The sequence below is a fragment of the Enterococcus sp. LJL128 genome (assembly GCF_056924295.1).
The window spans coordinates 154,177-180,737 of sequence record NZ_JBXPBP010000004.1; the positions used below are offsets into that span (position 1 = coordinate 154,177).

26 protein-coding genes are annotated in these 26,561 nt (G+C 38.7%); 4 read left to right on the forward strand and 22 right to left on the reverse strand.

Going from position 1 to position 26,561, the window contains the following annotated elements; translation table 11 throughout:
• Positions 1-94: 94 nt before the first annotated feature.
• The 9 genes from AC1Z3K_RS07280 to AC1Z3K_RS07320 all read right to left on the reverse strand — a co-directional run bounded on the left by AC1Z3K_RS07280 (position 95) and on the right by AC1Z3K_RS07320 (position 9,751).
• Positions 95-1,180 carry a DNA alkylation repair protein gene (locus AC1Z3K_RS07280; RefSeq protein WP_461732332.1) on the reverse strand — a complete coding sequence of 362 codons (1,086 nt, stop codon included), beginning with the start codon at positions 1,178-1,180 and terminating at the stop codon, positions 95-97.
• A gap of 68 nt (positions 1,181-1,248) precedes the next feature.
• A complete protein-coding gene (locus AC1Z3K_RS07285) occupies positions 1,249-1,758 on the reverse strand; it encodes a DinB family protein (RefSeq protein ID WP_461732389.1) in 510 nt (169 codons plus the stop codon).
• A 227-nt stretch (positions 1,759-1,985) separates the two neighbouring features.
• A complete protein-coding gene (locus AC1Z3K_RS07290) occupies positions 1,986-3,038 on the reverse strand; it encodes a serine hydrolase (RefSeq protein ID WP_426084511.1) in 1,053 nt (350 codons plus the stop codon).
• Between the two features lie 184 nt (positions 3,039-3,222).
• Positions 3,223-4,377 carry a hypothetical protein gene (locus AC1Z3K_RS07295; protein ID WP_461732333.1) on the reverse strand — a complete coding sequence of 385 codons (1,155 nt, stop codon included), beginning with the start codon at positions 4,375-4,377 and terminating at the stop codon, positions 3,223-3,225.
• 786 nt (positions 4,378-5,163) lie between these two features.
• Complete coding sequence (locus tag AC1Z3K_RS07300) at positions 5,164-5,625, reverse strand: S-ribosylhomocysteine lyase (protein WP_426084509.1); 462 nt, start codon at positions 5,623-5,625, stop codon at positions 5,164-5,166.
• Positions 5,626-5,641: 16 nt separating this feature from the next.
• Entirely contained in the window at positions 5,642-6,283 is a 642-nt protein-coding gene (locus tag AC1Z3K_RS07305) for a class I SAM-dependent methyltransferase (protein WP_461732334.1), read from the reverse strand.
• A 2-nt stretch (positions 6,284-6,285) separates the two neighbouring features.
• Complete coding sequence (locus AC1Z3K_RS07310) at positions 6,286-7,431, reverse strand: cystathionine gamma-synthase (RefSeq protein ID WP_461732335.1); 1,146 nt, start codon at positions 7,429-7,431, stop codon at positions 6,286-6,288.
• A 1-nt stretch (position 7,432) separates the two neighbouring features.
• Complete coding sequence (locus AC1Z3K_RS07315; RefSeq protein WP_461732336.1) at positions 7,433-8,365, reverse strand: PLP-dependent cysteine synthase family protein; 933 nt, start codon at positions 8,363-8,365, stop codon at positions 7,433-7,435.
• Positions 8,366-8,818: 453 nt separating this feature from the next.
• Positions 8,819-9,751, reverse strand: a complete 933-nt coding sequence (locus AC1Z3K_RS07320; RefSeq protein ID WP_461732337.1) for a helix-turn-helix transcriptional regulator — start codon at positions 9,749-9,751, stop codon at positions 8,819-8,821.
• A gap of 161 nt (positions 9,752-9,912) precedes the next feature.
• Between AC1Z3K_RS07320 and AC1Z3K_RS07325 the strand changes: the two genes are divergently transcribed.
• Positions 9,913-10,404, forward strand: coding sequence for a cysteine hydrolase family protein (locus tag AC1Z3K_RS07325; RefSeq protein WP_461732338.1), 492 nt, complete (start codon positions 9,913-9,915; stop codon positions 10,402-10,404).
• Positions 10,405-10,573: 169 nt separating this feature from the next.
• Here AC1Z3K_RS07325 and AC1Z3K_RS07330 read toward each other — a convergent pair whose 3' ends face one another.
• The 9 genes from AC1Z3K_RS07330 to xylA all read right to left on the reverse strand — a co-directional run bounded on the left by AC1Z3K_RS07330 (position 10,574) and on the right by xylA (position 17,531).
• Entirely contained in the window at positions 10,574-11,479 is a 906-nt protein-coding gene (locus AC1Z3K_RS07330; RefSeq protein ID WP_461732339.1) for a bacteriochlorophyll 4-vinyl reductase, read from the reverse strand.
• Positions 11,480-11,654: 175 nt separating this feature from the next.
• On the reverse strand, positions 11,655-11,930 hold the full coding sequence (locus tag AC1Z3K_RS07335) for a hypothetical protein (protein ID WP_461732340.1): 276 nt from the start codon (positions 11,928-11,930) through the stop codon (positions 11,655-11,657).
• Positions 11,927-12,070, reverse strand: coding sequence for a hypothetical protein (locus tag AC1Z3K_RS07340; RefSeq protein WP_461732341.1), 144 nt, complete (start codon positions 12,068-12,070; stop codon positions 11,927-11,929). The genes AC1Z3K_RS07335 and AC1Z3K_RS07340 overlap by 4 nt, the downstream gene beginning before the upstream one ends.
• Complete coding sequence (locus AC1Z3K_RS07345; protein WP_461732342.1) at positions 12,067-12,540, reverse strand: hypothetical protein; 474 nt, start codon at positions 12,538-12,540, stop codon at positions 12,067-12,069. The genes AC1Z3K_RS07340 and AC1Z3K_RS07345 overlap by 4 nt, the downstream gene beginning before the upstream one ends.
• Positions 12,530-12,988, reverse strand: a complete 459-nt coding sequence (locus tag AC1Z3K_RS07350; RefSeq protein WP_461732343.1) for a DUF1310 family protein — start codon at positions 12,986-12,988, stop codon at positions 12,530-12,532. Before AC1Z3K_RS07350 ends, AC1Z3K_RS07345 begins: the two co-directional genes overlap by 11 nt.
• Positions 12,989-13,328: 340 nt before the next feature.
• Positions 13,329-13,844 (reverse strand): YehS family protein, encoded by a 516-nt coding sequence (locus AC1Z3K_RS07355; RefSeq protein ID WP_461732344.1) that lies wholly within the window; start codon positions 13,842-13,844, stop codon positions 13,329-13,331.
• 253 nt (positions 13,845-14,097) lie between these two features.
• Positions 14,098-15,597: a xylulokinase gene (gene xylB, locus AC1Z3K_RS07360; protein ID WP_461732345.1), complete on the reverse strand. Its 1,500-nt coding sequence runs from the start codon at positions 15,595-15,597 to the stop codon at positions 14,098-14,100.
• Between the two features lie 274 nt (positions 15,598-15,871).
• Positions 15,872-16,105, reverse strand: coding sequence for a hypothetical protein (locus tag AC1Z3K_RS07365; RefSeq protein WP_426084496.1), 234 nt, complete (start codon positions 16,103-16,105; stop codon positions 15,872-15,874).
• A gap of 118 nt (positions 16,106-16,223) precedes the next feature.
• Positions 16,224-17,531 carry a xylose isomerase gene (gene xylA, locus AC1Z3K_RS07370; protein ID WP_426084495.1) on the reverse strand — a complete coding sequence of 436 codons (1,308 nt, stop codon included), beginning with the start codon at positions 17,529-17,531 and terminating at the stop codon, positions 16,224-16,226.
• Between the two features lie 286 nt (positions 17,532-17,817).
• Here xylA and AC1Z3K_RS07375 point away from each other — a divergent pair, with 286 nt between their 5' ends.
• Positions 17,818-18,972 carry an ROK family protein gene (locus AC1Z3K_RS07375; protein WP_461732346.1) on the forward strand — a complete coding sequence of 385 codons (1,155 nt, stop codon included), beginning with the start codon at positions 17,818-17,820 and terminating at the stop codon, positions 18,970-18,972.
• A 351-nt stretch (positions 18,973-19,323) separates the two neighbouring features.
• Here AC1Z3K_RS07375 and AC1Z3K_RS07380 read toward each other — a convergent pair whose 3' ends face one another.
• Entirely contained in the window at positions 19,324-19,452 is a 129-nt protein-coding gene (locus AC1Z3K_RS07380; protein ID WP_461732347.1) for a hypothetical protein, read from the reverse strand.
• Positions 19,453-19,875: 423 nt separating this feature from the next.
• On the opposite strand from AC1Z3K_RS07380, the gene AC1Z3K_RS07385 reads away from it, so the two are divergent.
• Positions 19,876-20,778, forward strand: coding sequence for a helix-turn-helix transcriptional regulator (locus AC1Z3K_RS07385; RefSeq protein WP_461732348.1), 903 nt, complete (start codon positions 19,876-19,878; stop codon positions 20,776-20,778).
• Positions 20,779-20,858: 80 nt separating this feature from the next.
• On the forward strand, positions 20,859-21,158 hold the full coding sequence (locus AC1Z3K_RS07390; RefSeq protein ID WP_461732349.1) for a hypothetical protein: 300 nt from the start codon (positions 20,859-20,861) through the stop codon (positions 21,156-21,158).
• 314 nt (positions 21,159-21,472) lie between these two features.
• Here the strand turns inward: AC1Z3K_RS07390 and AC1Z3K_RS07395 are convergent, their stop codons facing one another.
• The 3 genes from AC1Z3K_RS07395 to AC1Z3K_RS07405 all read right to left on the reverse strand — a co-directional run bounded on the left by AC1Z3K_RS07395 (position 21,473) and on the right by AC1Z3K_RS07405 (position 26,455).
• The gene (locus AC1Z3K_RS07395) at positions 21,473-22,993 is read right to left on the reverse strand and encodes a flavocytochrome c (RefSeq protein ID WP_461732350.1); all 1,521 of its coding nucleotides are present in this window, start codon (positions 22,991-22,993) and stop codon (positions 21,473-21,475) included.
• A 675-nt stretch (positions 22,994-23,668) separates the two neighbouring features.
• The gene (locus AC1Z3K_RS07400) at positions 23,669-25,054 is read right to left on the reverse strand and encodes a glycoside hydrolase family 1 protein (RefSeq protein WP_461732351.1); all 1,386 of its coding nucleotides are present in this window, start codon (positions 25,052-25,054) and stop codon (positions 23,669-23,671) included.
• A gap of 57 nt (positions 25,055-25,111) precedes the next feature.
• Positions 25,112-26,455 carry a PTS sugar transporter subunit IIC gene (locus tag AC1Z3K_RS07405; protein WP_461732352.1) on the reverse strand — a complete coding sequence of 448 codons (1,344 nt, stop codon included), beginning with the start codon at positions 26,453-26,455 and terminating at the stop codon, positions 25,112-25,114.
• Positions 26,456-26,561: the final 106 nt, after the last annotated feature.

Below are 26,561 nucleotides of genomic sequence, written 5' to 3' on the forward strand. Positions count from 1 at the left end.
GCATGCCCTGAAGGTTGTTATGTTTTACAACTTTCAGGGCATACCTTTTTTTATTTGACTATAAGAACATACTTAGAACAGCTCTTTCCAACACTCAACCATTTAAATCAAAATCCAGCGTTTCACGTTCAGCACCATTTACAATCAGTGTAATGGTATGCTGCCCCGGATAATGCTTTCTGGTAGTTAAATCTGCAAAAGAGTGCGTCTTGCTGTATAGTTTTTGCTCTCCTTCTTTTAGCGAAAGCTCAGATATTTTAAAGATTTTCCGATTTCTTTTCCCATTGGCTTTTACATAATCAATCCCATATTCCAGCCGAATCTTTGTCGCCTCATTTGCAGAAAGCGCGACTGAAAAGCTGAGCTCTTCTCCCTTTGAAATAACGTCATTTGCTAAAGAAAAATCCTCAATAATTATCGCTGAAGCATCATGATAACCAAAAACTGCCAGTACTTCTTGATTGCCTCTTTTTAGCAATGTCCGACAGCCATGCTTCAAAATCCAGTTTGTCTGCTCATTTTCGCCATACCACTCCCTAGCGAGCTCCATGACAAGTTCTGGATGGGTTTTAGAAATATCATTCAAATTATTAGCAACACTTTTCCGAACATATAGGGAAGGATCAGTCTTTAGCTGTTCTAATATAGGCAGTACGGGAGATGGATCTATTTTATAAGCACTTAATGCCACACCCCAAGGCAGCTGAGGTCGACAGCCTTCACTTGCCAGTCTGCGAATATGTTCATTTTCACTTTGGGACCAGCTTCTCATCTGCTTCATCATTCGTTCACTATCTTTTATGATAAACGGCCGTACAGCAAATTCGGAAGAAGAATACACCGTATATCTTTCCAGCGCCGCTACTGACAGCGCCCAATCAGTATCGCTTTGTCCATAAACCTCAACAAAATCAGGAAATAAGATGCCGAAAAAACCAGAGTAGTTTGCAACAACCTTATCGAGCACCGTCAATGCCTCTTCATAGTCGGAAGGCAGATAATTCCCTAAGCTTGTGCTGATTTTCCGCATTCTAGCCTTTAATTCCAAATCCGCCCATGCGTCATCTATGACTTCTGATAAAAAGGATTCGATTGGAAAAGTAGGATAAACAGTCTGGATATCTTCTGCAAGATCGTTAATTGATTGCTGATTGTACATATTTTTCAATAAATCTGCCATAACTGATTCTCCGTTTCTTCTAGCAACACTAGATATCTTGCTTCAGGACGTCGTTTATGAGCTTTCTCCTATTTCCCAATAACTAGTCTTCTTGTATAAACCGCCTGTCCTGAATGCATCACTGCATCATCAACAGCTGAAACCAAACGAACCTGTCGTGTAACCGGCGGTGTCCAGCTTTTGTCAATGACTTCGCTAAGCTGTTCTTCTTCCACTGTTTCTAAATAGGTGTTCGTAAGATTTACGCTGGCTGTCAGATAATCCAGCAGCAGGTTTTTATCTGTCACAACTACTTTAGCCGCTTCTGCCGGTGTATGCCGCCAGTCCTCTGTATCATCTGGCAAATCCAAGGCAAATTTATCGCTCCAGCCTGCTGCCAGCCATAGCGGTTGGGTCTGATTCAGGTCTGAAATCTGAAAATCCAGCTCCCGTGCCGTGTGCCATATTAACCAGGTTACTGATTTAATCAGCGGTGCCGGCATCGTGTTTGCCTCTACTACGCTCATCTGATTAAGAGTTTCTTCAAAACGTTCTTGTGCGCGCTTTAGTGTATCCACCGTTAATTGTGTTATTTTCATCATAATCCTCCTCCATTGTCTGAAATGAAATTGCTTGTCACGGATCATAAGTCCTTACAATAAACACTCTACTACAGGGTCTATACAACCGCAAATATCCAGAATTTTTTTGAACATACACAATCCTTCACCCAAGCTTATTCATCGAACAAATGATTCATTCAATAAAGCTGACAAGGTTTAGAGAGCTGCAACTTATGAGTTCAGGCTAAACCGCAGCCTTTTATTTAATCTGCGCTTAAATATTCATTGTAGATTGCCAAACCAAATTGGTTCATCGCCGGAAACTGTTCCCCTTCATTACCATCCTGCGATAGGATAACCAGTATATATGCCTTGCCATTCTTCTCAAAAATACAGGCATCGCTTTGTACACCATATTCGGAGTATTCACCGGTTTTGTTATAGACCGTTACCTCAGCACCGATTTGCGCCGGTAGTTTTGTCCGGTTTTGACCGCCTGCAAGTACCATAAGCATTTGCTGATCGTAGACAGGGGAAACCGCCTGCTTATGATAGATTGCCGTTAATAACCTTCCCACATCCCCAGCCGAAGTGTAATTATCTAAACCGCTAGCTAATGCTGCTGTATCTAAAAAGCGCCGTTCAAATCGAGTATTCAGATAGCCTTGCTGCTGAATGAATTGATTAACCGTCCCTGTACCACCTAATATGTCTAACAAGATATTACTGGCTGTATTATCGCTCACCGTAATCATATAATTAACTAGCTCTTCATACGTAAACAAGCTGCCTTCCGCCATTTGTTGAATCACTCCAGAGCCGCCAACCTTATCAGATGCTTTTAACGCATAGCTTGTATCTAGTTGAAGCAGCCCTGCCTGAACCTGATAATAAAACATATCCATCAGGAACAGCTTGATAATACTAGCTGCTCGAATCGGGCTGTCGCTATTTTCCAGATAGATATCCGCTACTTGATTGACATCTGCGACATAAATTCCTTTTTTGCCAGTTAAATGACTAACTGATTCATTGGCAATTTGACTGACCCTTGTATGGAATACTGCCTCCGGTTCCGCCTGATTACTGGAAGACTCCGTACTGCTTTCAATAGTTTCTGAAGAAGCTTCTATTGCTTTGGTTGTCGATACTTCCGTACTTTGCACGGACGACACTTGAGGCTCTCTGCTGCTTTCAGTTGTAGAAATCGTTGCGGTCTTGTCAGGCAGCTGAAGCCGCCAATACATCGCACCTGCCAATAGTATACCTAAACCCAACAGGCCCAATAGCAGACGCACCCCTTTTATTTTTTTCACTCGCTCAGCTCCCTTTTAGCTTTTCTATTTCTCTTTTTCTCTACTGCTAGTATACGAATTGGATTATGTATTTATCTATAAAAATGGTGAATATATTTACTCGATACACACAAATTATCTTCTTCTCTACTTCTTACTACAGGCAGCAGTTACTTTTCGGAGGATTGCACAGTAAAATGCCCCTTCAATTCTCCTGCATTATTAGGAGATTCCCATTTGTACTGTCTCCTAAATTCACTAAAACAAGTGTTTTCCCAGCTCTCGTAGTCAGCATTTTCACATAACGAACATCCTCTGTTCCTGGAATTTCAATTTGTTCTTTGAGAACTTTCCCTTCCTCTTCACGAAGCCGAATCAAGCGTCGGTCGCCATCTTCCGGCGTAATCATAATAAAATTATCCGTCATCTTGACAACTTCTCGATTGTCCAAACTCAGGTAAGCGACTCTCAGTCTCTCTTTCGTTCGATAATTATAGATATAGTATTGCCCTTGATACACAGACTCACTTTCTTCATCATCCGGGATTCCCGGTTCTCTTTCCAGCTTTTGTGGAATATATAGTAAGTATGAGTCTTTCCAAAGATATCCTTCAATCCGATCCCACTCTTCTTTACCTAATTCACTTATATCCATATATGAATTTCCCAGCTTTACTTCAAAAGAATTTTCGAAAATCTCATTTTCTTTTTCTTTCTCCAATTCAATTTGCGCCTGTTCTTCTTTACTAATAACTAGGTCCAAAGAAATATAGTCCATCTCATCTATGTACGCCTCCCCATAACGAATCCCTAAGATACCTTCTTTAATCTGAAATCCGATACTTCTAAAAAGCGGAGCCTCATGTAGAGTCGCAATCTCTCTGGTCTCAACATGCTTGGTTTTACTGTTAATAGTCATAAGTAAATAATTAAAAACACCATATCCTGTACTCGATTTTCTAATTTCCTTAGCAACAATCAAATACAAATAATCGCCAATACGTAAATCCGCTTGGATTTCATTTGAGGCCAAGGACAAATCAGTAATGTGTGTAAATTTTCTACTTGCTGTATTGTACTCGTAAATTTCATCGCGGTAGTTTTTAGTCAGCCGCAATATAAACGAATCGTCAGCCCATCCATAAGTCTTCCTGAAGATTAGCCCTTCAAACTGGTAATTTGAAAATGTCTGATTACTGGTTTCCAATTCTTTATTTACGTCCTCTTCTCCTATAGTGAAGACTTCTGTATTTTTTATATTGATTGCTTTCACACGGTCTTCTGTACAACCGCTCAATAAAAGCAACACCAACAACCCGAGAATCGTTATTCTCCATTTCCTTTTGTGTTTCTCTCCCAACAATTCTTCTCCTTTTTGTTCATTTTAAGAAAGTATAGCATGTAAGAAAGCCAGCTTCCAGATGATACTCAAGGAGGAAATTATCAAATCCTATATACAAATAACACTCAAAATGGGAAAAACGTCAAGCTAAATAGTAAGAAGCTAAGCTCTAAGAGGTATAGGAACATAGTAATGAATCTGGAACCTAACTAAATTCTCAAACTTTTAATATGTTTAAAACCGAATAAACAGTGAGACAGTCACACATACGGGCACTGAAATGCGACGAGTAACCGCAGGAGCACTCACAAAGCACTGAATTGCGACGAGTAACCGCAGGAGCAGCTGCTTCGGCAATAAGTCAGAATTTAGCAAACATTTGTGGCGCACCAGGTAGGAAGCCATCAACATCGAATGGTTTACCTTCATGTTGACTGTCATTTTCGTAATTTCCTGCTTATTGCTTTGAACCACTGTGATTACTTACTACGTAAGTAGAGCAGATGCTGAAAAGTACCTACTTGGTGCTTTGAATCACTGTGATTATTTACTATGTAAGTAGAACAGATGCTGAAAAGTACCTACCTGGTGCTTGAAGCTAACGATTTCTGTTGCAACCTCGTAATATATCTCAAAAAGAAAAGAGATATCCTTTAAGAAAGCAACAAAAAAGCTAGGCAAAAGTGAAGCAACCCCCAAAGGTTAGATTTTTGGTCTAACTTTTGAAGATTGCTACAAAGTGCCTAACTGTTTTTCATTTCTTATTGAAACAAAATCTGACAACTAACTTTTTTACTGCCAACACTAATCTGCAAAAACGTTGCCCCATTCTGCACGCTGGTCCAGAAATTCTTGCGCTAGTGCTTGGGCGCCTTCTAGCGTATGACTATCTGCCCAGCCGCATTGAACCGGATTACTTGCCGGAACTTCAGTTGCCTGTAGGACATCCTTCATCGTTTTTTCTAAAACCTCCATAACTTCATCAATGTTGTCATGGTTTAATACAGTTAAGTAAAAGCCGGTTTGACAGCCCATTGGCGACCAGTCCACAATATAATCTGCGTGATTGCGGATTAATTCTGCGGTTAAGTGTTCCAATGAATGCAGCGCCGCCATTTCCATGTGCTCTTTATTCGGCTGCTTCAAGCGAACATCATATTTTACAATCAAATCTCCATTAGCCCCTGTTTTTTTATCCGCTACACGGATATAAGGTGCCTTAACCTTCGTATGATCCAAGTTAAAGCTTTCAACATTCATTCTCATATTGTTCTTCCTCCGCTCATTTTTTTGCGATGACCAGCCAAATAAAGCGATTCATTTGCCGATACATCGTCCGAAAGCCGTTCCTAGTGAAGCTCTCTTCCAGGTCTGATAGTAACGGATAATACTCCCGCTCCAAATCTGCTGCAAGCTGGTGCTCCCCCAAGGCCTTTTTCTCTTCCAATATTTTAGCATAAGTGTCCTGAGATAGAAACATCGTATCACCGAATATGATTTTCCCATCATTCGGCAGCAGCTGACTGTAACGCTCAAGTGCCCTTGTTTTTTCAGCAGCAGTCAAATGATGAAACACTAAATTTGAAACAATCGTATCCACCGCTTCCGGTAGTTCAGGAAAGTTTTCCATATCCCCTGCTAAGAAATTCAACTTTTGAAGGCTTGCCTTTCTTTTAGCAAGCTTGCGCATTTCCACAGAAGGTTCTACTGGATACACAGTCTTTCCAGCAGCGACTAATTTTTCCGTCAAATTGCCAGTACCGCTTCCAAACTCTAACACAACATCTCCAGCAGCTGCGGTGATTTCATCCAATATTTTCCAATAGTCGGCAAACACTTCCTGATACTCTAGATTACCGCCATTGACCTCATCATCATAATCTGCTGCCCACTCTTCAAAAATCGGCATAAACTCCAAACCCATACCTAAACACCAGCCTTTGCAAGTCCTAGTTTCAGATCAGTTAGCAAATCCTCTACATATTCAAGCCCTACCGATAAACGGATTAAACCATCCCTAATTCCTGCTGCTTCCCTTTTTTCTTTTGGAATAGACGCATGGGTCATAACAGATGGAACCTCTACCAGACTTTCCACACCGCCCAAGCTCTCGGCTAAAGTGAATAGCTGCAGAGCCTCTACAAATGGTACCGCAGCGCTCTCGTTCTCTAGTTCAAAAGAGACCATGCCGCTAAAACCACTCATTTGTTTTTCTGCCAATTCATGTCCTTTATGGCTGGTTAATCCAGGATAATAAACTTTAGCGACAGCAGGATGGCTTTCCAAGAATTCCGCCACAGCTAATGCATTACGCTGATGTTCTTCCATCCGTACACCCAACGTTTTAATTCCCCGCTGCATCAGCCAACTATCCTGCGGACCTAGAACAGCTCCAATCGCATTCTGTAAAAAAGCAAGCTCTTGTGCAAGCTGAGAATCATTCGTTGTCACTAAACCAGAGACAACATCACTGTGTCCGCCAAGATATTTTGTTCCACTGTGAATCACAATATCTGCCCCTAATGCTAAAGGCTGCTGGAAATAAGGAGTTGCAAAGGTATTATCCACCATGACTAATAAATTCTGCTTTTTAGCAAGGGCCGCAGCAGCCTTAATATCAGTAATCTTTAACAGCGGATTGCTTGGGGATTCCAAGTAGAGGCCCTTGGTGTTTGGCTGTATATTCTCTTCAATAGCTGCTAAGTCACTGGTATCAATAATTGTATATTCTAATCCATTTTTGACGAACACTTTCTCAAAAATACGGAAAGTGCCGCCATAAACATCATCACCCATAAGCAGATGATCTCCTGGAGAAAACAAGGACAAGACTGCATGGATTCCTGCTAAACCAGAGCTAAAAGCAAAGCCCTGCACACCACCCTCCAAATCTGCAATTAATTCCTCCAAGGCATGACGGGTTGGATTGCCCGAGCGGGAATACTCATATTCCTTCGGTTGTCCAACCCCATTTTGCTTGTAGGTGGAGGTCTGATAGATAGGTACGCTAACCGCTCCAGTCGTTTTATCTTCTGAAATTCCGCCATGAATCAGCTTCGTATTGATATGCATATTAATAATCCTCCCGTGAATAAATATTTTTAGATAAATAACGGTCGCCCCCATCAGGAAAAATCGTCACAACCTGACTGCCGGCCGGCAGCTGTGCTACTTCTGCTAACGCTGCCTGCATTGCGGCTCCTGAAGAGCTTCCCACTAAAAGTCCGTGTTCTTTTGCTAGTCTTTTTGTCATAGCAAATCCTTCTGAATCACTGATAGTTGCATATTTGGTAATGGGCAGTCCTTCCAGAAAAGTCGGCATGAACTCTACGCCAATACCTTCAATTTCATGGCTATGACTAGCTCCACCATTCAAAATAGAACCTTCTGGCTCTACACCAATTAAACGAACGGCTGCATTTCTTTCTAAAAAGTAACGGGCAACCCCGCTAAACGTCCCACCGCTGCCGATTCCCGCTACAAAACTGGTGATTTCCGCTCCGACATCAGCGGTTATTTCTGGAGCAAGCGATTGATAATAGGCTTGAGGATTGGCAGGATTTTCAAACTGAAGCGGTAAATAGCTGTCTGGCAGTTCCTCCTGAAGCTCTCTCGCTTTGGCAATCGCACCTGTAATCCCTGCCTCAGTAGGTGTATGAATAATTTTGGCTCCCAAAGCCTGCATTAAGGCTTGTTTCTCTAGACTAAACTTCTCTGGTACGACAAAAATTGTTGGCAAACCAACAGCTAAAGCTGCCAAAGCAATTCCGATACCTGTGTTGCCGGCAGTAGGTTCGATAATCGTTGTCTCTCTAGTTATCTTTCTGCTGGTCAATCCTTCATTGATTAGATAAGCACCTAACCGGTCTTTAATACTGCCGCCGGGATTCAAATATTCCAGCTTAGAATAAACCGCAGACCCTTCAGGGATTTCAGGAAAATCGTGATGTGTGAAGCGCAATAACGGCGTATGACCAATAGCCGCTTGGATAGAATTAATAATCATTGTAGGCTCCTTTGACAAATTTTTGAAAAACAAAAAAAGGCGCTGACTATTAATCAGCACCTTGAAATTCCGTTAGACTGACACCAGAAGAGGCTAAACTCCTACTCCGAGTATCAAAAATAAGCGAAAATTGGGCAGTTAACAGGCATGACAAAGCGGTATGCTGCTTTTTAGCACCATACAACAACAGCAAGATTTAACTGCAAAATTTTTGCTGAATGTCATGTCGATTCCCTCCAATTTTTTTGTTCTTATGATGTTGAACAGATTAACATGGGAAAATAACTCTGTCAATAAATAAACTCTGTTGAATATCTGAGGTTCTGGTAATCTCATTAAGCACTTAGACTATTCAGCACTAAAAAAAGCCTCGGTCCGTACTTCCTTCCACTTCATCATAGCTGGATAAAACCTGTTTACCTTTTTCTTGCCCTCTTTCTTGCCCTCCATTACTTAGCTTTCGTACATTGACGCCATCTCATGTATTCTGCGCTTGATTTCTTTGCGAATAGACACCGGCTCTAAACATTCGCATTTATTCCCCAAGCTAAGAAGGATACTGTAGTAATAGTTATTTTCTATGAAAGGAAAGCGGACAAGATAATGCTCATCACCGTCTGGTAAAAACTGTTCATAGGTACAATAATCAAGGACACTATCCATGATGGACTTATGGATTCGAATAGTGATTTCTGTCTGCATGGTCGCCAGAATATCTGTAAAATCCAACTGTGCACTTTGATATTCCCGCGGTGAAAAAATTGCTTCCTGCATGTTCAAGCTTGACATACGGGATAACCTGAATAAGCGAAAATCCTTTCTTTGATAGCAGTATCCCTGCCAATACCAATGACTATTTTTCAATACCAACTGATAGGGCTCAGCGGTTCGAGTCGTCTCATTTCCGTAGCGATCTGCATAGTCAAAAGAGAGCAGTCTGTTTTCTTTTAAAGCTGCTTTGATTATTTCTAAATATGACTGTATGTTCTTGTTGCCCATCCATGGGCTTAAATCTATAGATAACTGATTGGACTTTAACTCAATATCTTTTGCTTTATCAGCCGGGATAAAACTTTTGACTTTTGCAAGGGCATGTACCAGTTCATCCCCCCACATCATATTGGACAGACTGGAAAGCCCCATCACGAGAGCAGAAAGCTCATCCGTTGAAAAGACCTTTTTATCCAGCTTGTAATTCTCCATGATTTCAAAGCCGCCGCCTACTCCCGATGTTGAACGAACAGGAACCCCTGCCATGTTGATGGAGTCTATATCGCGGTAAATCGTGCGGGTCGAAACCTCAAACCTGTTAGCCAGTTCTTTTGCACCTATACGCTTTTTATCTAGCAGTATCATAATAATACTAACGAGCCTGTCTACCTTCATTGGATGGCCGCCTTTCAAAATTTCTTTTTAGTCAGTATAGATTGTTGCCATACTGATGTCAACAATCTCCTCGTATAATAAAGGAGTAAACAAATCAAACATTATATACCCTACAAAATTTTATTTTATGTGGAAGTTATAGACAATTAGGAGGAGACATTATGAAAAACAAAGCATTAGTAATTATCGACATTCAAAATGATATAACAAAAAATTACAAGGATATCATCGATAACATTAATACAGCGATTGATTGGGCCGTTGACAGTAATATGCATGTCATCTATATCAGGCATGAAAATTTATCAGCAGGGACAAGAACCTTTAAAACCAATACTCAGGGTGCTGAATTAGCTCCAGACTTGAAAATTGTATCGGAAAATGTTTTTACCAAATATAAGGGCAACGCATTGACTAGCGAAGAATTTGCAGACTTTATTAATGTTAATGAAATCAACGAATTCTACCTGACAGGAGCAGATGCTGTCGCTTGTGTTAAATCGACCTGTTATAACCTGCGCAAAGCAGACTATGGCGTCACGATTTTGTCAGACTGCATTACCAGCTACGATAAAAGGAAAATTGACGAAATGATACGTTATTATGAAAGTAAAGGCAGTACTATTTCTTGTCTGGATGAATTATTGGTTTAAATAGATTCTATACTAAGGATCTAATTCAGCGGGTAATTTTTGCCCGCTGCTTTGCTCGTTTAGCTTCATTTAAATTTCTTAACTAATATATTATAAATAAATCTAACTAGGATATATCATTTATCTAAAATACGACTCTTTTTTTCAATGTTGATGGTTATCTAACAAATTACTTCGAAAGTATATTCTTTTTTAGCAATACAAATTCTTCCTCTGTAATAAATTCTTGTTTCAGCAACTCATGTGCCTTTTCTATTTGTTCAATCAGATTCTCATTTTTACTATGATTCTTTGACAAGTCAACATCATTAATTGACATTTCTTCGACATTTAGAATTTCCAAGTCTTTTTTCAACTCTTCCTCTGAATAATCTAAACCTTTCGCCAACTCATTTTTAAGTCTTGTTGCCATAGGCTTCATGGAAAAATAGTTCAATCCTCCAGATACTACTCCACCCATAATAGGAATTGTTTTAGAAATGCCTTTTGCGAAGCTTGCTTTTGTTAATTTGGTTCCAAAAACTGCAAGAATTTTTTTTATGATAGGATAATAAAATGTCTTAGTTAAAGCTTTCTGAGGTATTTTTTTCAATGCTTGTACTGAAAGCTTACCTGATAGAACTCTAACAACAGAACCTGCAGAGGTCACACCTAACATAATACCTAAATATAATATTAGTGTATTTTTAGCTTCCTCGGTTAGTTCTCCTTGCTGATTCCAGATATTATCATAACCATAAATATATGAAATTTCTTGTGCAAGTTTTAAGGAGTAGCCATAAAACTGAGCGATATCAGCGGGAATGGTCGCTGCCATTGCTAGACCACCTGGGATTCCTGTAGCAAATGATATCGCACTGGATTGAGCCGTTATGGAATGGATTCGATTATTTGCAACATGTTCTAATTGATCTTTTGATAAAAAATATTGTGGACCTTTTTCAATAAGTTGGTTTGTATCTTCAATTTTTCCATCAAATATTTTCACTAAAAATTCTGAACGATTCACTTTGACAACAGGTAGCTTCAAAGACTCATTAATTACTTTTAGTGCTAAGCTTTCATTGGTATCCATAAATTTCTGCTCCTCTTCTTTTCTAATCCATGATGTTTTTTGCTAGCTTTATATTCTTTATCTATTGAATCCACAAATACTGATATCTACTGACCTATACTCGCAAAATTTTCCAAGATTAGATTTTTAAGTAGTTTCTTATCTCTAACAATATAGGCTTCTCCCTATCGATCATCTAGAATGTTTTCAATTTTTCACTGTTGCGTGTTAAGCTTTCCTTCGCTTGGGTTCCCCATGAACCTTTTAGCGAACTAGATAAATCACTCCCTACACCATCCAAACTTCCTTTAGTCACAGTCAAGGTATCTTTAGTACTTTGTTTTAATTTTTCTTTTTTCGTTTTCACTTTTGCATGTGCTGTACTTGCGATAGAAGATTGAATAATCATTTTTTCTATTTGCTTCATCATCTTTTTCGCCAGTGCTTCTATATCAACTATTTCTTTTGTCATTTTTCCTCTCTTCCTATTTCCAATAATTGCTCTTCTAATTTTTCCCGTTTCCTCTGATATATTTGCCGATTTTTTTCAAAGTCGGATTCCATTTCATCTAACTCACTTGTCAAATTTCGTTTCACTTGTTCCTCTGTCATAAAATGCCCACCTGCTCAGCTAATTCTTTATCCGTCGCTAATTGCTGTGCCACGCTTGATTTAATCTGATTCACTAATGAAACAAAGTCCGCACCAATTGCTGCAATTTCTGCAAAGGTACTTTCCAGCTCTGCAATTGGTTGAACAACCAGTGTCTCTTTTGTACATCCTCCTGACATTAAAGCAGAAAGAATTTCATTCTCTTCTAAATGTGCTCCTACGTCACGGGCAGCCGCAAGCGTCTCTTCCCATAGCTTTTCAATTTCACCTATTTCTTTTTTGTACTCTACAGACAAATCTTGAATCGCTTGTTCCACTAACTGATAAACCCCATTCACAACTGCCAATACACGCTGACTGTCTAAATAAGCTTCTTCAGAGGCCGATAATCCATCGCCGCTTGTTTTTAATTTTTTATACTGAAATTCTGCAATTTCTTGGCGCTGTTCATCTGAAAATTTAATTTCCATTAGCATTCTCATCTTCCAAAATATTAGATAACTTAGAGGAAATTACAACTACACCACTATGCAAAGTTCCATCAGATTTTTTATTTAGAATTATTCCGACTGTAAGTGCAGGATCTTCATTTACAGTCAAATCCAACATAATCCCCCCCATTGGATTATGTTCAACAGAATCATAATCTATTTTATAATTCTGGATTATACCTCCTTTTGTAAATGCTAGAGAATCTCTATTTTTAATAGTTTGTTCATACACCTTTTTCGCTCCATCACTATTTACTATTCTCATCATTTCATCATTAAACTTTTTTTCATCCATATATACTTTCACTCCAATTCCTACAATAATCACCAAAATTAGCCCGACAATTTTATAAAAAACACTCTTTCTTATCCTTTTTATTTCTAAATCAGTTGTGTTTTCTTTTTCATTTTTCGTTTGATTAACCATAAATAGCCTTTCTCCTAATTAATCATTCATTTTTAACTATCTTGCTTAATAGCTCCTCTATAATATAGATACACAAAATTTTGTTGCTTTTCATTATTAATTTCATAAGATTAAATAACATTTTCAAATATATGTTATTTTTTGTGAAAATTAATACTCACACAGAGTATCACGTAATCTGCTAACTTTCAACCTAAAGTGGTAGACCACATTCTCTGCCTATTAATGACAAAAAGACCAATCACCGATTCATGATGATTGATCTTCTTGGTTCTTAAGTAGACTGCGTTTTCTCAACTTTCTATACCTATCATGTTGCTAAACAGCTTACTTATTTATGCTAGGATTTACGATAACGTAAGCCTAAGCCTTTCAAAAAATTACGCGCATATTTATCTCCGCAAGGCTTAAAATTGCGATGCCCTTCTTTTCTCAAAATAGCACTCATTTCTCCTTTTGAAGGATAGACACCAGCTTCAGCTAAAATATCCAACAGGTCGTCGCTGGTCAAGGCTAAGGCAATCTTCACTTTTTTCAAAAGAATATTATTAATGTGGCGAATTTCATTGCTTTTTAATTGTGGGGTATCAGCTTTTCCATTCTTAGGCTCACCACGTTTTAAAGTAATAAATCCATTCAAAAACGTATCCAGTACTTGATTATTAATCGTTTTGACATAGATATTCTTTTCAAAATCATCGTGTTCTTCATGCTGCTGGTTGTTTTCTTTAGTCAGCATTTCTTTCACTTCTTCTTTAGAAACAACTAATCCACCTAGTTCAAAAGCTTTTACTATATCTGCATCCTTCATGTCCAATGCATATCTCAGACGCAGTAATCTATCATTATTATTCATTCGCTTCCTCCATCGTTTTCCAGATACACTTACTATATCATAAAAATAGCTGTTCGTTTCTTTGACAGTAATAGTGACCCAATGGCTGATTACAGAATTCAATTCATTGACTCACAGTATTAATACTTTATGAATCGAATATAGAAAGGGCGCTTAGCTACTCCAATTATTAATCGAAGTGACTAAGGCCCCTTTTTTGATTTTAAAAATACATGAAAACCGTTATAAATTTTTTTCCTGCTTTATCTTCTAATTAATCAAGCGTAGAAAAATAGTCATGGCAAATATCTTTTGTTGCGTTATATACCATTTGATAGCGTGCATACACTTTTTTGTATGCTGCTGCTTGTTCTCTTTGAGGCTGAACTACTTCTTTATACGTGACAAATTGACTCGCACATTCATTCAAATCTGAATACCATTGACAGCCAACTGCTGCCAACATAGCCGCCCCTAAGCCAGGTCCCTGCTCTGTCGTTAAAGTAACGATGGGTGTATTAAAAATATCAGCCTGCATTTGCAGCCAATTCTCATTTTTTGCACCCCCGCCTACGGAGACGATTCTCTCCAGCCTTTCGGTAGTTACTTCCTCCATCATTTGCTGGGAGTCTTTTAGCGAAAACGTAATCCCCTCTAAAACACTTCGACTAAAGTGCTTCAGTTGGTGATGCGTATCCATACCAATAAAGCTTCCGCGAATTTGACTGTCACTATATGGGGTACGCTCTCCAACAATGTAAGGTGAAAAGAGCAGCCCGTCACTTCCAGCTGGTACCGTATCAATCTCTGCTAACAGCGTGTCAAAGGACTGATTCTGCGCAAACGTCTTCTTGAACCAATCCAAACTGTTTCCCGCTGCTAAAGTAACCCCCATTGAATAGGCAGCATTTTTTATCGCATGATGGAATACATGTAATTTCCCCTGATAATCCTTGTCCACTCCATCCTCATATTTAAGGAACACACCACTTGTACCGATGGAGCATAGACCAATTTTTTCATTGACAATACCAGCGCCTACCGCAGCACAAGCATTATCTGCTCCTCCAGCAATAATCTTGATGTCCTTAGTAAATCCATAACGTTCTTTTAAATCTTGTTTTAGAAGACCTACAACCTCTGCAGACTCAACAAGTGCTGGAAGAATCGAAATAGGGATGTTCCATTGCTCTAAAATCTCTGTATCCCACTGTTGACTTTCTTGATTCAATAATAATGTGCCAGCCGCATCAGAATAGTCCATATTGTAGTCACCTGTAAGCCAAAAACGCAAATAATCCTTGGGTAGCTGAATTTGTTTCGTCTGTGTCCAAATCTCCGGTTCATTTTCCTGCACCCACAAAATTTTTGGCAGTGTAAATCCTTCCAAAGCAATATTTTTTGTATGGGCGAGGATAACGTCTCCCATTGTTTCTGTAATTTCTTTACATTGCTTTGTCGTGCGGACATCATTCCATAAAATTGCCGGACGCAACGGCTCATTTTCCTCATCAAGCAGCACTAAACTATGCATTTGTCCTGAAAAGCTAATCCCTTCTAATAAATCTTTCATGTCAGGAATTACTGCCAGCAGTTCTTTTACAACCTTATCAGCTGCTTCAGTCCAGTGAATAGGGTTTTGCTCGCTATATCCGATTTGCGGAGTAGCTAATGGATAAGACGCTGTTGCTTCAGCTACTACTCGTCCTTGTTTATCAACTACTAATCCTTTAAGCGCACTTGTTCCTAAATCAAGCCCTAAAACATAAGCCATCTTTTCACCTCTTCTTAAGATAGCTGATGGGAGATAAGCAACTTGTTCATCCCCAAAAGCTAAGCTATAATTTTTTATTTTTCAGATTCATCGGTACTTTCTTTTGCTAAGTCCTCTACTAAATAGGTTTTCACCTTACTTTTTCATTTACCTAACTCTGCAGGTCTACTGCCTGAACATATTTCACATCAATTGGAATGGTTGATCAAGTTTTTCTCCCATCAATCGATTTAACTAAATTTTAAATTACTTGATAACCAAATTGGTAGGCCTCTTAATCAACAATAGCAGTGATTCGACCATTATCAACGCCCTTTAGCCATGTATCGGTATAATCAAATCCATAATGAAGAATCTTTCCAGATTTTCCTTGCGACTCAATTACACTCATCACACCTACATCAGGACCTTCAGAGCCTAATGAAAAGACTGTTACGTCCTCTTTATTGGCAGCCCCCCCTGTGTTAATAGGATTTTGCATTTTCATCGGCAGCTCCATTCCTATCATTTTTAGTTACTTCACAAAAGAAAAACTCTCTACAATCCAAACAATTTAATATTCCTATCAAAAACTAACTCAAGCTCCCTTTATAACTTTGCAGCCAATTGTAGAGAACTTTTATCTTTTACACTAAATAATCATTCAGACAAGATTTCACGTACTCAATATGGCTTGATTCCAGTTTAATTTCCTTTAGTTTCAACGCATATTCCGTCAAGCTTTCTAAGTTTTCCTTATCAGCAACAATCGATGCCCCAATTCCTTCTTTAAAGGTCGCATATCGTTTTTCCTTCAAGTCATCAAAGAAACGATCTTCTTTTAATTTCGCTGCAGCCTTCAAGCCTCGTGCAAAAGTATCCATACCTGCAATATGAGCCAAGAATAGATCTTCCATTTCAAAACTTGAACGGCGTACTTTTGAATCAAAATTAATTCCGCCTGGAGCAATTCCGCCATTTTCCAAAACACCGTACATAGCTAATGTCACATCATACACATTTGTTGGAAATTCATCCGTATCCCAACCTAGTAGAACATCTCCTTGGTTGGCATCCAGCGAACCTAACGCGTTGTTGGTTCGGGCAACTTCAATTTCATGCTCAAATGTATGACCAGCTAACGTTGCATGATTGGCTTCCAGATTTAGCTTGAATTCACCTTCCAATCCATACTTTTGGATGAATTGCAGGGCAGTTGCTGCATCAAAATCATATTGATGTTTGCTAGGCTCTTTGGGTTTTGGTTCAATTAGGAACTGCGGCTTATGCCCAATTTTTTCGCCATACGCAATGGCCATTTTGAACAAACGTGCAATATTGTCTTGCTCAAATGCCATATCTGTATTCAATAAGGTTTCATAGCCTTCACGTCCGCCCCAGAATACATAGTTCTCGCCATTTAGTTTTTTCGAAATATCCAGCCCTTTTTTCACTTGTGCAGCGGCATAAGCGAATACATCTGCATGGTTAGCTGATGCCGCTCCATTGACATACCTTGGATGACTGAACATATTTGCGGTGTTCCATAACAGTTTGATTCCTGTCCGATCCATTTGTTCCTTAATCAAATCCGTAATTTCATCTAAGTTCTTATAGAATTCTTCTAAGCTGTCTCCTTCTGGAGCAATATCAACATCATGAAAACAAAAATACTCTACACCCAATTTTTCTAAAATTTCAAAAAATGCAGTTACTCGATTTCGTGAAGTTTCCATTTCAGTAGAAGCAATCCATGTTCGCTGATTTGTTGGTAATCCAAAAGGATCACTGCCATCTTGTGTCATCGTATGCCAGTATGCAACAGCAAAACGTAAATGCTCTTTCATTGATTTACCAGCAACTATTTCCTCTGGATTGTAGTGACGAAAAGCAAATGGATTCGTTGTTTTGGGACCTTCATATTTAATTTTTTCTACGCGTGGAAAATAGCTCATTATTTCTTCCTCCTAAAAATAAAATGACATTCACATTAGTTTGTTCTTTTTACAAACCAATTCAACGCCATCATGTTAACCGTTTATCCTATATTAGTCAAGTCTCTTTTTACATTTAAAAAAGATTTATTTAGTGAAATTATAGTTTTTATATTTTAATTCTCAACATAGTATGTTCATTTTACAAACAAACTAGGAAATACAAAAAAACTAGTAAGCTGCACGAATTATATGTATACTGTATTAAGTATATATAACAAACAAATTAATAGGAGGTGTTTTTTCGATGGAAAATTTACATTACACCCGACGTACACCTAATGAATCCTTGTGTCTCGAGCTTATTATGAACAACCGAAATCTTTCTCGAGCAGATTTAGCCACAATGACAGGCCTTACAAAGGCAACTGTTTCTGTCATTGTAAAAAAATTGATTGAGGATTATTTAGTGCTGGAAACAGGAATCGGTTCATCCAGCAACGCGGGAGGCCGTAAACCAATCATCTTGAAGTACAACGGTAAAGCTGGTCTGTCAATTTCGATTGATGTTGGCTATAATTATATTAATGCGCTACTAACCTATCTTGACGGAGAAGAAGTCAGCATTTTTCAAAAGAAACCAATTACCTTGGATGAAGAGACCATAAAAAAATATTTTGCGGAAATCTTCACTTCATTTAACGAAATATTACCCAAGACCAATTACGGGGTTATCGGCGTCGTCCTTGCCATTCACGGACCAGTTTACAATGGCGATATCATTTTTACCCCTCATCATAATTTAGAACAAATTTCTTTTCGGCAAATTGCGGAAGAGCTAAGTGATTATCCCGTTTATCTAGAAAACGAAGCGAATTTATCTGCTTTGGGCGAATACACCTTTACTTCCGATTCTTCCAGTCTAATCAGCATAAACATGCATAGTGGGATTGGTGCCGGGATTGTTCAAAACGGCGTACTACAAGTGGGCTCTCATGGGTTTGCCGGTGAAATAGGTCACCAAATTGTAGTTATGAATGGGGAGAAATGCCCTTGCGGAAATCATGGCTGTCTAGAAATGTATGCAGCCAATAAAGTTTGTTTTGAAAAATTTGCACAAATTAAATCAATGGACTACGTCAATTCCGTCATTCTTCGGGAATATTACCAGAATAACGACCCTGATGCTGTTCAGGTTGTTAAAGAAAACTGCCAGTATTTAAGCATAGGCATTAATAACTTAATTGCCCACTATGACCCTGAAGTTATCGTGCTGAACAGCTCCCTTTATCGTGAAATCCCTGATATGATTCAGCAATTAAAAGGCAGCTTGAAAAACCGTTTTTCAAATAAAGTCATTGTCAGAAATTCCTCTTTAAATGACAAAGCAACTCTTTTGGGCGGGCTTGTACTAAACTTGCAGCATTTTTTAGACGTAGAACGAGTGAAACTCATTGGTTAGTTTTTTCAACTCATTAATTTTAATTTAGATGTACAGAAATAATTGAAGCACGCTTTTCAACAGTTGGCTTTTCTTCAAAATCTGATTAGTCAAATGGCGACAGGGGATAAGCAAAGATAAATAACAAAAAATCCTAACAGGAAAATTTCCTGCTAGGATTTTTTTGAAGACAACAAGCTTTTAGTTAAGCGCCCAGACACAAAAGAATAGCCTCCAGTAATGGTTCGCTCTAAATAGAGTCTTATTATTGGCCTAACTGCAAATAAAGCTCCGTTAGTTTCGTTGATTTCGTCAACATGTTTGTATAAATAGCCATCGCAGATGAGGAGGAAAAATCATCCCCTGCATTTGCTATTGTTTCTCCAAGTTTAGCATATTCCGCATCAACTCTGTATAGTCTACTACAGTCAGCTTTTGTTTATCAGAAAAATGTTGGCGTTTACGTTTCATCAAGGCGGCTTTTCCTTGAACTTCAACCAATCTTGTCCATCCTTTAATGGGTGTTGGTGAAGGAATCCCATATTTTTAAGTTAATTCTTCATAAGATAGTTTTTCTTTTTGGTATTCTGTTACGACTTCCAATTTGAATTCACTTGACTATTTTGACATAAAAATACCCCATAATCATTAGATTTTCTTGTCTAACATTTGTAGGGCACCTCAGTTTATGTCCCAGACTCTTTCCCTTTCATGTTGCCTTTTTGCATTTATTTTGAAGATTTCCCACGATTGAAGAAGCTCAGCTAAAACAATGGCTTAGTTCGATGATAAGCGTACCTACTGTCAAGTCTCAAGACAAAACCCTTCTGTTCCTGCAATTTCACTTCCCATGGAGGAGCTTCGTCACAATCTCTTATGATATAGTATATTTAACGAATAAAAAAATGATTTCAGGTGATAAGTATGCAGATCAACAGGCTATTCGAAATAGTTTATATCCTTTTGGATAGGAAAAGTGTCTCAGCAAGAGAATTGACTGAATACTTTGGTGTTTCAAGACGAACTATTTGCCGTGACATAGACGCTTTGAGCACAGCAGGAATTCCTGTCTATACGAAAAGGGGAAAGGGGGGCGGTATCAGCCTTTTGCCTAACTTTGTGCTGAACAAATCATTATTGAACGAAGGCGAGCAAACAGAGATTTTATCTGCATTATACGGTTTATCAAGTATTAAAACAGAAGATACTAACCAAGTACTGCAAAAATTATCTACACTATTCAACAAAACCATAACAAACTGGATGGAAGTGGATTTTTCAGGCTGGAGCCATGAAAATGATTTTTTCAATGACTTTAAAACAGCAATCGTTCAACGACGAATTGTTGAATTTGATTACTACAATCAAGAAGGAAAGAAAACCTTTCGCCGTGTAGAGCCTATACAAGTTTGGTTCAAATCTAAAGCCTGGTATCTAAAGGGCTTCTCTCTAACGAAGCAGGACATACGGTTATTCAAAATAGGCCGAATCAAAAATCTGGTTGTCACTGACCAAAGCTTTACTGCGCGGGATTCCCTGCTACTATCAACTAAATCTGGTTCTCTCAACCAGAAAGAACCGAATCTGGTCAGAATCAAGCTTCGGATAGAACCAGAAAGAGCCTTCCGAGTATTTGATGATTTTCATGAGAGCATGATTGAAAAACAGTCGGATGGCAGCTTCATTGTAACAGTCTTCTGGCCAGAGGATAACTGGCTGTATGGGTTTATTTTATCTTTTGGCCGTTATGCGGAGGTATTAGAGCCAGAGCATATTCGTGCCACCATAAAAAATGAAGCAAAAATGATTTCACAAAAATATTTATAATGTGACACACTGCTGTCACATTTCCCTTGATATACTCAAATAGCAAAACAAAATAAAATTTAGAAATGAGGAATTTTACCATGTCTAAGGCTATTTGGTTTATCACGTACACGCTTAAAGAAAATGTATCAATAGAAGATTTTCTACTTGCTTCAAAAAGCTGCAACGACGAAGTGTTGTCGAAGCAAAAAGGATTTATTTCCTGGAAAGTACTTCGAGATGGGGATACTTGGGTTGATTTGGTTGAATGGGAAACTGCGGAAGATGCAAAAAATGGCGAAACTGCTGGTGGAAACAACCCTGCTGCCCGCGAATTTTATTCTTTCATAAATATGAAAAGCTGTAAGCTGCAGCTATTTTCTGTTGAGGAAAGTCACTGATTTATTTCAGAAGGTTTCTTCATTAAATTGGTTGGTTCTCATGATTCCCAATCAAACTAAAATCCGGTCGTTCCTGTTTATGAGGTAAGAGTGGAGTTGATATTGTTTTTGTCAATTATCCAGCCCGTTGTCCTGATAATTGACGACATCCTCTCATACTACCAGAAAAGCTTGGAACAAAATCAGGATACCTCTGATTTTTATTCCAAGCTTTACGACGTTATTTAGCTTTTATCCTAGCACCAGAATTTGACATAAAAACGCCTTTTTCCAGCTTCATTGCTTTTTTGGAAAACCAAGGTCTAAAATACAATTTATTTCTTAGCTGCAAATTGAGCCGATTGTGTTCCAGCTTGTCTACCAAAAACAATAATGTCAGCAACTGCGTTTCCACCAATACGGTTTTGTCCATGTATTCCGCCAGTAACCTCTCCAGCCGCATATAAGCCTGTAACTGCAGAACCATCTTTATCTAAAACCTCTGTTTTAGTATTGATTTTGACACCACCCATTGTATGATGGATACCTGGTGCAATTTTAATCGCATAGTATGGGCCAGTTGTTAAGTCATAATCCATTGCGGTTGTACGTTTGAAGGCTTCGTCTGATTGGTCTTTTACTGCTTTGTTCCATGTATCAACTGTTTCTTTTAATGTCTCAGGAGTCATATCGATTTCTTTAGCCAAATCTTCGATTGTCTCACCTTCAATGACAACACCTTGATCTTTGTAGAAATCTACTTGTTTAGCACGTTCAGCTAATGCACCATCAAAAATAAGGTAAGCATAGCTTTCCGGAAGAGCTGTAATAGCTTTAGATACATTGTCGCGAGTTTCCAACTCATTATAGAAACGTTCACCTTGTTGATTAACCAAGATTCCGCCTTCACCACGGACAGTTTCACTAATCAACATACCAGAATCCTGTACAACTGTCGGATGCACTTGAATCTGTTTCATGTCAACCACTGCGCCGCCGGCTTCTTCGACCATGCGTATACCGTCACCCGTACTACCTTCCGATGTTGTGCTTACATAATCTTTCAGCTCAGGACGATATTCCTCAATCATTTCCTTATTGGAACCAAATCCACCAGTCGTAATAACAACCGCATCTCCAGAAATAGTCTTGGTTTCTCCATCTATTTTTACCTCTACCCCTGTTACCTGCTCCTTATCTTTAATAATTTTGGTAACTTCTGTATTAACAAACAAAGGAATGTCTTTTTCGTAGATATTTCTTACAAGCCCATCTACCAGATAAGCGCCAACTGCAGACCCATCATTCGGACGATGAATTCTTTTCACACTTGCTCCACCACTATAACTGATATTATCCAGTGTAATATCCATTGAATCCAGCCAATCAATCGCAGGTGAAGAATTATCCACTAAATAGCGCAGTAATTCTTTATCGTTCGTCTCTTTTCCGCCCTTTAGAGTATCTTCAAAAAATAAATCATTACTATCTTCAATTCCTTGTGCTTCCTGAAATTTCGTCTCAGAGGCGTTCATTCCTCCTGAAGATTTCATCGTATTCCCGCCGGCAACTGGAAGCTTTTCTAAAATCACCGGATTCATACCTTCCTCTTTGGCTGATAAAGCAGCTGCCATTCCGGCACCACCACCACCAACGATAATAATATCATAGCTGTCTTTTAGCTCAGAAGGATCTGTATATTCTGTTGCAGAAGCCCCTGATGCTACTTCAGCAGAGCTGGAGCTTTCTTTACTTTTCTCTGTGGCACCTTTTCCAGCAGAGTCAGCGCCGCAAGCCCCTAGTAAAAACAACGTTGTTAGTCCGATGAATCCTTTTTTTAGCACACTTTTCTTCACTTATTATTCCCCCAATAATTAAAATACAATAGAAGCAACTTAAATGTGATTAAATGAGCAAGAAAACTCAATAAATAATTACCCAATGTTCTTCCTGACATTTTGAGCAAAAAAGTTTTTTCTACCATAATCAAGTATAGCTGATATCATTTCTTCCCGCAATAACAGATTTTGGACAATAATCAGAAGAAAAATCTGATTATTGCCCTATTCTCGATATATTAGAGCATGACTAAAAAGTAGCTTGGCAGCTGAAACTTTCAGGAACGATTGTGGACAACAAAAAGCAAACACGGCTTATGTGACGTATAAGCGAGTAGTTCTGCCGACAACTTCCCAGCAGGTTTGAAACTATTCGCCATTAACTTGTTCCGACACGCTCTAGTCAATAAACAATACTGTTTTTTATGCTTCTAAAGCTGAATACTTCGTCCTTATTCAGCGACATGTATGATACGCTGACACACTGCGAAATTTCAAGATGATGGTAGTGAGCTGACAGTTAATTATAGAATACCCATTGACCGACTTAGCTTTGATAGATAGTTATAAATAAAGCTTGGAATAAGTTCCACGTTTTACATTGTACCTAGGCAAATAAGAAAGCAGCTTTTCTTTCAATTATATTCCATTGACTTTCGATTCATACCTTCCCTTGATAGCAAGCTTTACACTCTATCTCTCCTCAATCTTCTGACAACCTAGCATACCGTGTTCTTTTTTCAGAAAATCTTTGAACCAATAGAAGCTTTTTTTAGGTACTCGCTTCATATCACGCAACTCATGATTTCCTCTGTTGACATAAACCATCCCATATCTCTTTTCCATATCGCCCTTAGAGCTCGGCAAATCAATTAGTCCCCACCCAAGATATCCTAGTACATCACATCCATCAATGATCATTGCATCCTTCATCGCTTTGATATGCTGCTCATGGTAGTAAATTCGGTAATCATCCTGAATTGCTGTCTTCCCATCCCATTCTTCCTTTACGCCTATTCCGTTTTCTACAGGAAAAATCGGTATATTGTATTTTTGGTACATCTTATTGATTATATCCCTAAAACCAAGAGGATCTATCCCAAGATTCCACTGATTATTTGAGACAAAAGGGTTCTCAACCTCGCCAAAAGATAAATAATAATTTGGTGCTGCATCTGACGGAATGTTTTTATGACTGATGGAACCAGTACAATAGTAGCTAAATGCTAAAAAGTCACTCGTTACTTTTTCGATTTCTGCAAGTTCTTCTTCTGATATATCTAAATCTAACTGCTGTTTTTCAAACGTTCGAACTTGTTTGGAATACCCGCGTCCACAAAAAGCATTTAAAAGGTTTTGATTGATAAACTCGTCCCATTCTCTTGCTATGCGTATATCCTTAGGATCATTTGACGCAGGATACATATTCGAATAGGCCAGCATCCCGCCAATTTCACCATCTGTCGTTTCATGGATGTAGTTAGCAATCTTTGCATGTGCCACCATGATATTATGTGCAATTTGATGGATATTTTCTGTTGTATCTTCTGTAGTTAACGTACCGCCATATAGTAGTGCCAACGGGGTTGAATACAAGTTTTGCTCATTAAAGGTAACCCAGTATTTCACCTTATTTTTGTAGCGGTCTACTACTTTTTTTCCATATTCTACAAAGGCCTCTACAACATGTTTACTCATGAACCCCTCGTAATTTTGTGCTAAGTGAAGAGGCATGTCAAAGTGATAAAGGCATAGCATCGGCTCAATATTTCGTTCCAACATCGCATCGATATAGCGGTCATAAAACAAGAGTCCTGCTTCATTAAATGCTCCATCACCTGTAGGATTAACCCGCGACCAAGATGTTTGGAATCGATAAAAGTTCATCCCCATCTCCTGCATCAAATCGAGATCTTCCTCGTATCGGTTATATCGGTCGATGCCGTCTTTCCAATCTGATGTAGTTTCCGTTGCTTCACGAATATCATAAACGGAATGGCCTTTTCCATCTTCATTCCAAGCACCTTCGGTTTGCATACTTGATGAGGAATCTCCCCAAAAAAATGTTTTCTTTTTCATCATCTCATTCCAATCATCATTCTTCTTTATCAATCGTTCTTTCAACTTTTTAACAGACTAAGAAACTGTCAGCTCAGCACTTGCACGAGCAACCCGTTCACTGACCTTCAAAAATGGCAGATAGAAAAATACCAGTGCAACGATAATGATTGCTTGAACAATAACAGCTCGCCAATCTCCCGCTGTTGCTAAAAAGCCGCTTAAAAATGGCGGTGTCGTCCAAGGAATTGTGACAACGCATGGATTTACCAGCCCTACCGCTGTTGCAAAATATCCAATACCTGTACCGATAATAGGAGATAAAACGAAAGGAATAATCATCGGTAAATTAAATACAATAGGCAAACCAAAGATGACAGGCTCATTAATATTAAAAAGATTAGGTCCTAAAGCCAGCTTGGACAAATCTCTATACGCTCGATAGCGGCTAAAAATCAAGATTGCCAGAATTAACGCAATCGTTGAACCCGTTCCGCCCATCAAAGCACCATATACTTGATGAAACGCTGAGTTGATAATATGAGGAGCATCCTGCCCTGCTGCCGCTGCATCCATATTTTCATTCATATTTACCATCAATAGCGGATCCAGAATCGGTCCTGTGATTACAGATTGATGAATACCAAAAGAAAACAGCAAGTTTCCCAGACAAACTAAGAATAAATAGCCAAACAACGATGTTCCAACACCACGTAAAGGTTCTTGAATGAAGCGCTCAATGATTGACATAAAATCATTTCCAGTTAGCTGAATTAGAAATGAAGCTAAGGCAAATAGTGAAACGACAATAATCAAAGGAATCATTGTGTTAAAGGACTTCCCAACTGCTGGTGGTACGCTGTCGCCTAAATTGATTTTCAATCTTTTAGATCGAGTGAGACGAATATACATTTCAGTTGCTAACAGACCTGTAATGATTGCGGCAAAAACCCCTTTTGAGCCGATGTTTCCATAGCTGATAACACCAGTGATTGTTACAGCTGCTTCTGCATCGATTGGCGTCGTCTCAATCATCAGCGGAAGCAACGTCAGAAATGCCGGAACAACAGCGATGACTACCCCTATTGGGTTGTCATAATCCCTATTTTTTGCCAGAAAATATCCAATTGCAATCACAAGGATGATACCTGTGATATTTAACGTTGCGTTGGTAATAATATTTCCCCAATTTTGCCAAGTCGACATTGTATCCGCACTAATAATATCCTTGAACCACCCAGTAGAATCTAATACTACCGAGTTAATCAGAATGGCAATACCAGCTAAAATGAATAAAGGCATGATAGTCGCAAACGAATCACGTAACGTTCTTAAATAAATCTGATTTCCAATTTTTTGAGCTGTCTGAACAAATTTCCCCATCAAAACTTCTCTTTTTTGATTTTTATTCTCATCCACCATTTGTACCTCCCAAATTATTTATAGCTGCGCGCTAACCTTTAACACATGATAACACTTACAAATATTTTTGTAAATACATAATTAAAATAAGTATATACTAATTTAC

Coding starts and splice junctions, on each gene's coding strand:
- AC1Z3K_RS07280 (WP_461732332.1), bottom strand. CDS start 1,180: ATGGCAGATTTATTGAAAAATATGTACAATCAGCAATCAATTAACGAT.
- AC1Z3K_RS07375 (WP_461732346.1), top strand. CDS start 17,818: ATGGAAAATTTACATTACACCCGACGTACACCTAATGAATCCTTGTGT.
- AC1Z3K_RS07320 (WP_461732337.1), bottom strand. CDS start 9,751: ATGAAGGTAGACAGGCTCGTTAGTATTATTATGATACTGCTAGATAAA.
- AC1Z3K_RS07400 (WP_461732351.1), bottom strand. CDS start 25,054: ATGAAAAAGAAAACATTTTTTTGGGGAGATTCCTCATCAAGTATGCAA.
- AC1Z3K_RS07350 (WP_461732343.1), bottom strand. CDS start 12,988: ATGGTTAATCAAACGAAAAATGAAAAAGAAAACACAACTGATTTAGAA.
- AC1Z3K_RS07335 (WP_461732340.1), bottom strand. CDS start 11,930: ATGACAAAAGAAATAGTTGATATAGAAGCACTGGCGAAAAAGATGATG.
- AC1Z3K_RS07390 (WP_461732349.1), top strand. CDS start 20,859: ATGTCTAAGGCTATTTGGTTTATCACGTACACGCTTAAAGAAAATGTA.
- AC1Z3K_RS07405 (WP_461732352.1), bottom strand. CDS start 26,455: ATGGTGGATGAGAATAAAAATCAAAAAAGAGAAGTTTTGATGGGGAAA.
- AC1Z3K_RS07340 (WP_461732341.1), bottom strand. CDS start 12,070: ATGACAGAGGAACAAGTGAAACGAAATTTGACAAGTGAGTTAGATGAA.
- AC1Z3K_RS07325 (WP_461732338.1), top strand. CDS start 9,913: ATGAAAAACAAAGCATTAGTAATTATCGACATTCAAAATGATATAACA.
- AC1Z3K_RS07365 (WP_426084496.1), bottom strand. CDS start 16,105: ATGATAGGAATGGAGCTGCCGATGAAAATGCAAAATCCTATTAACACA.
- AC1Z3K_RS07300 (WP_426084509.1), bottom strand. CDS start 5,625: ATGAGAATGAATGTTGAAAGCTTTAACTTGGATCATACGAAGGTTAAG.
- AC1Z3K_RS07315 (WP_461732336.1), bottom strand. CDS start 8,365: ATGATTATTAATTCTATCCAAGCGGCTATTGGTCATACGCCGTTATTG.
- AC1Z3K_RS07355 (WP_461732344.1), bottom strand. CDS start 13,844: ATGAATAATAATGATAGATTACTGCGTCTGAGATATGCATTGGACATG.
- AC1Z3K_RS07385 (WP_461732348.1), top strand. CDS start 19,876: ATGCAGATCAACAGGCTATTCGAAATAGTTTATATCCTTTTGGATAGG.
- xylA (WP_426084495.1), bottom strand. CDS start 17,531: ATGAGCTATTTTCCACGCGTAGAAAAAATTAAATATGAAGGTCCCAAA.
- xylB (WP_461732345.1), bottom strand. CDS start 15,597: ATGGCTTATGTTTTAGGGCTTGATTTAGGAACAAGTGCGCTTAAAGGA.
- AC1Z3K_RS07330 (WP_461732339.1), bottom strand. CDS start 11,479: ATGGATACCAATGAAAGCTTAGCACTAAAAGTAATTAATGAGTCTTTG.
- AC1Z3K_RS07345 (WP_461732342.1), bottom strand. CDS start 12,540: ATGGAAATTAAATTTTCAGATGAACAGCGCCAAGAAATTGCAGAATTT.
- AC1Z3K_RS07305 (WP_461732334.1), bottom strand. CDS start 6,283: ATGGGTTTGGAGTTTATGCCGATTTTTGAAGAGTGGGCAGCAGATTAT.
- AC1Z3K_RS07310 (WP_461732335.1), bottom strand. CDS start 7,431: ATGCATATCAATACGAAGCTGATTCATGGCGGAATTTCAGAAGATAAA.
- AC1Z3K_RS07285 (WP_461732389.1), bottom strand. CDS start 1,758: ATGAAAATAACACAATTAACGGTGGATACACTAAAGCGCGCACAAGAA.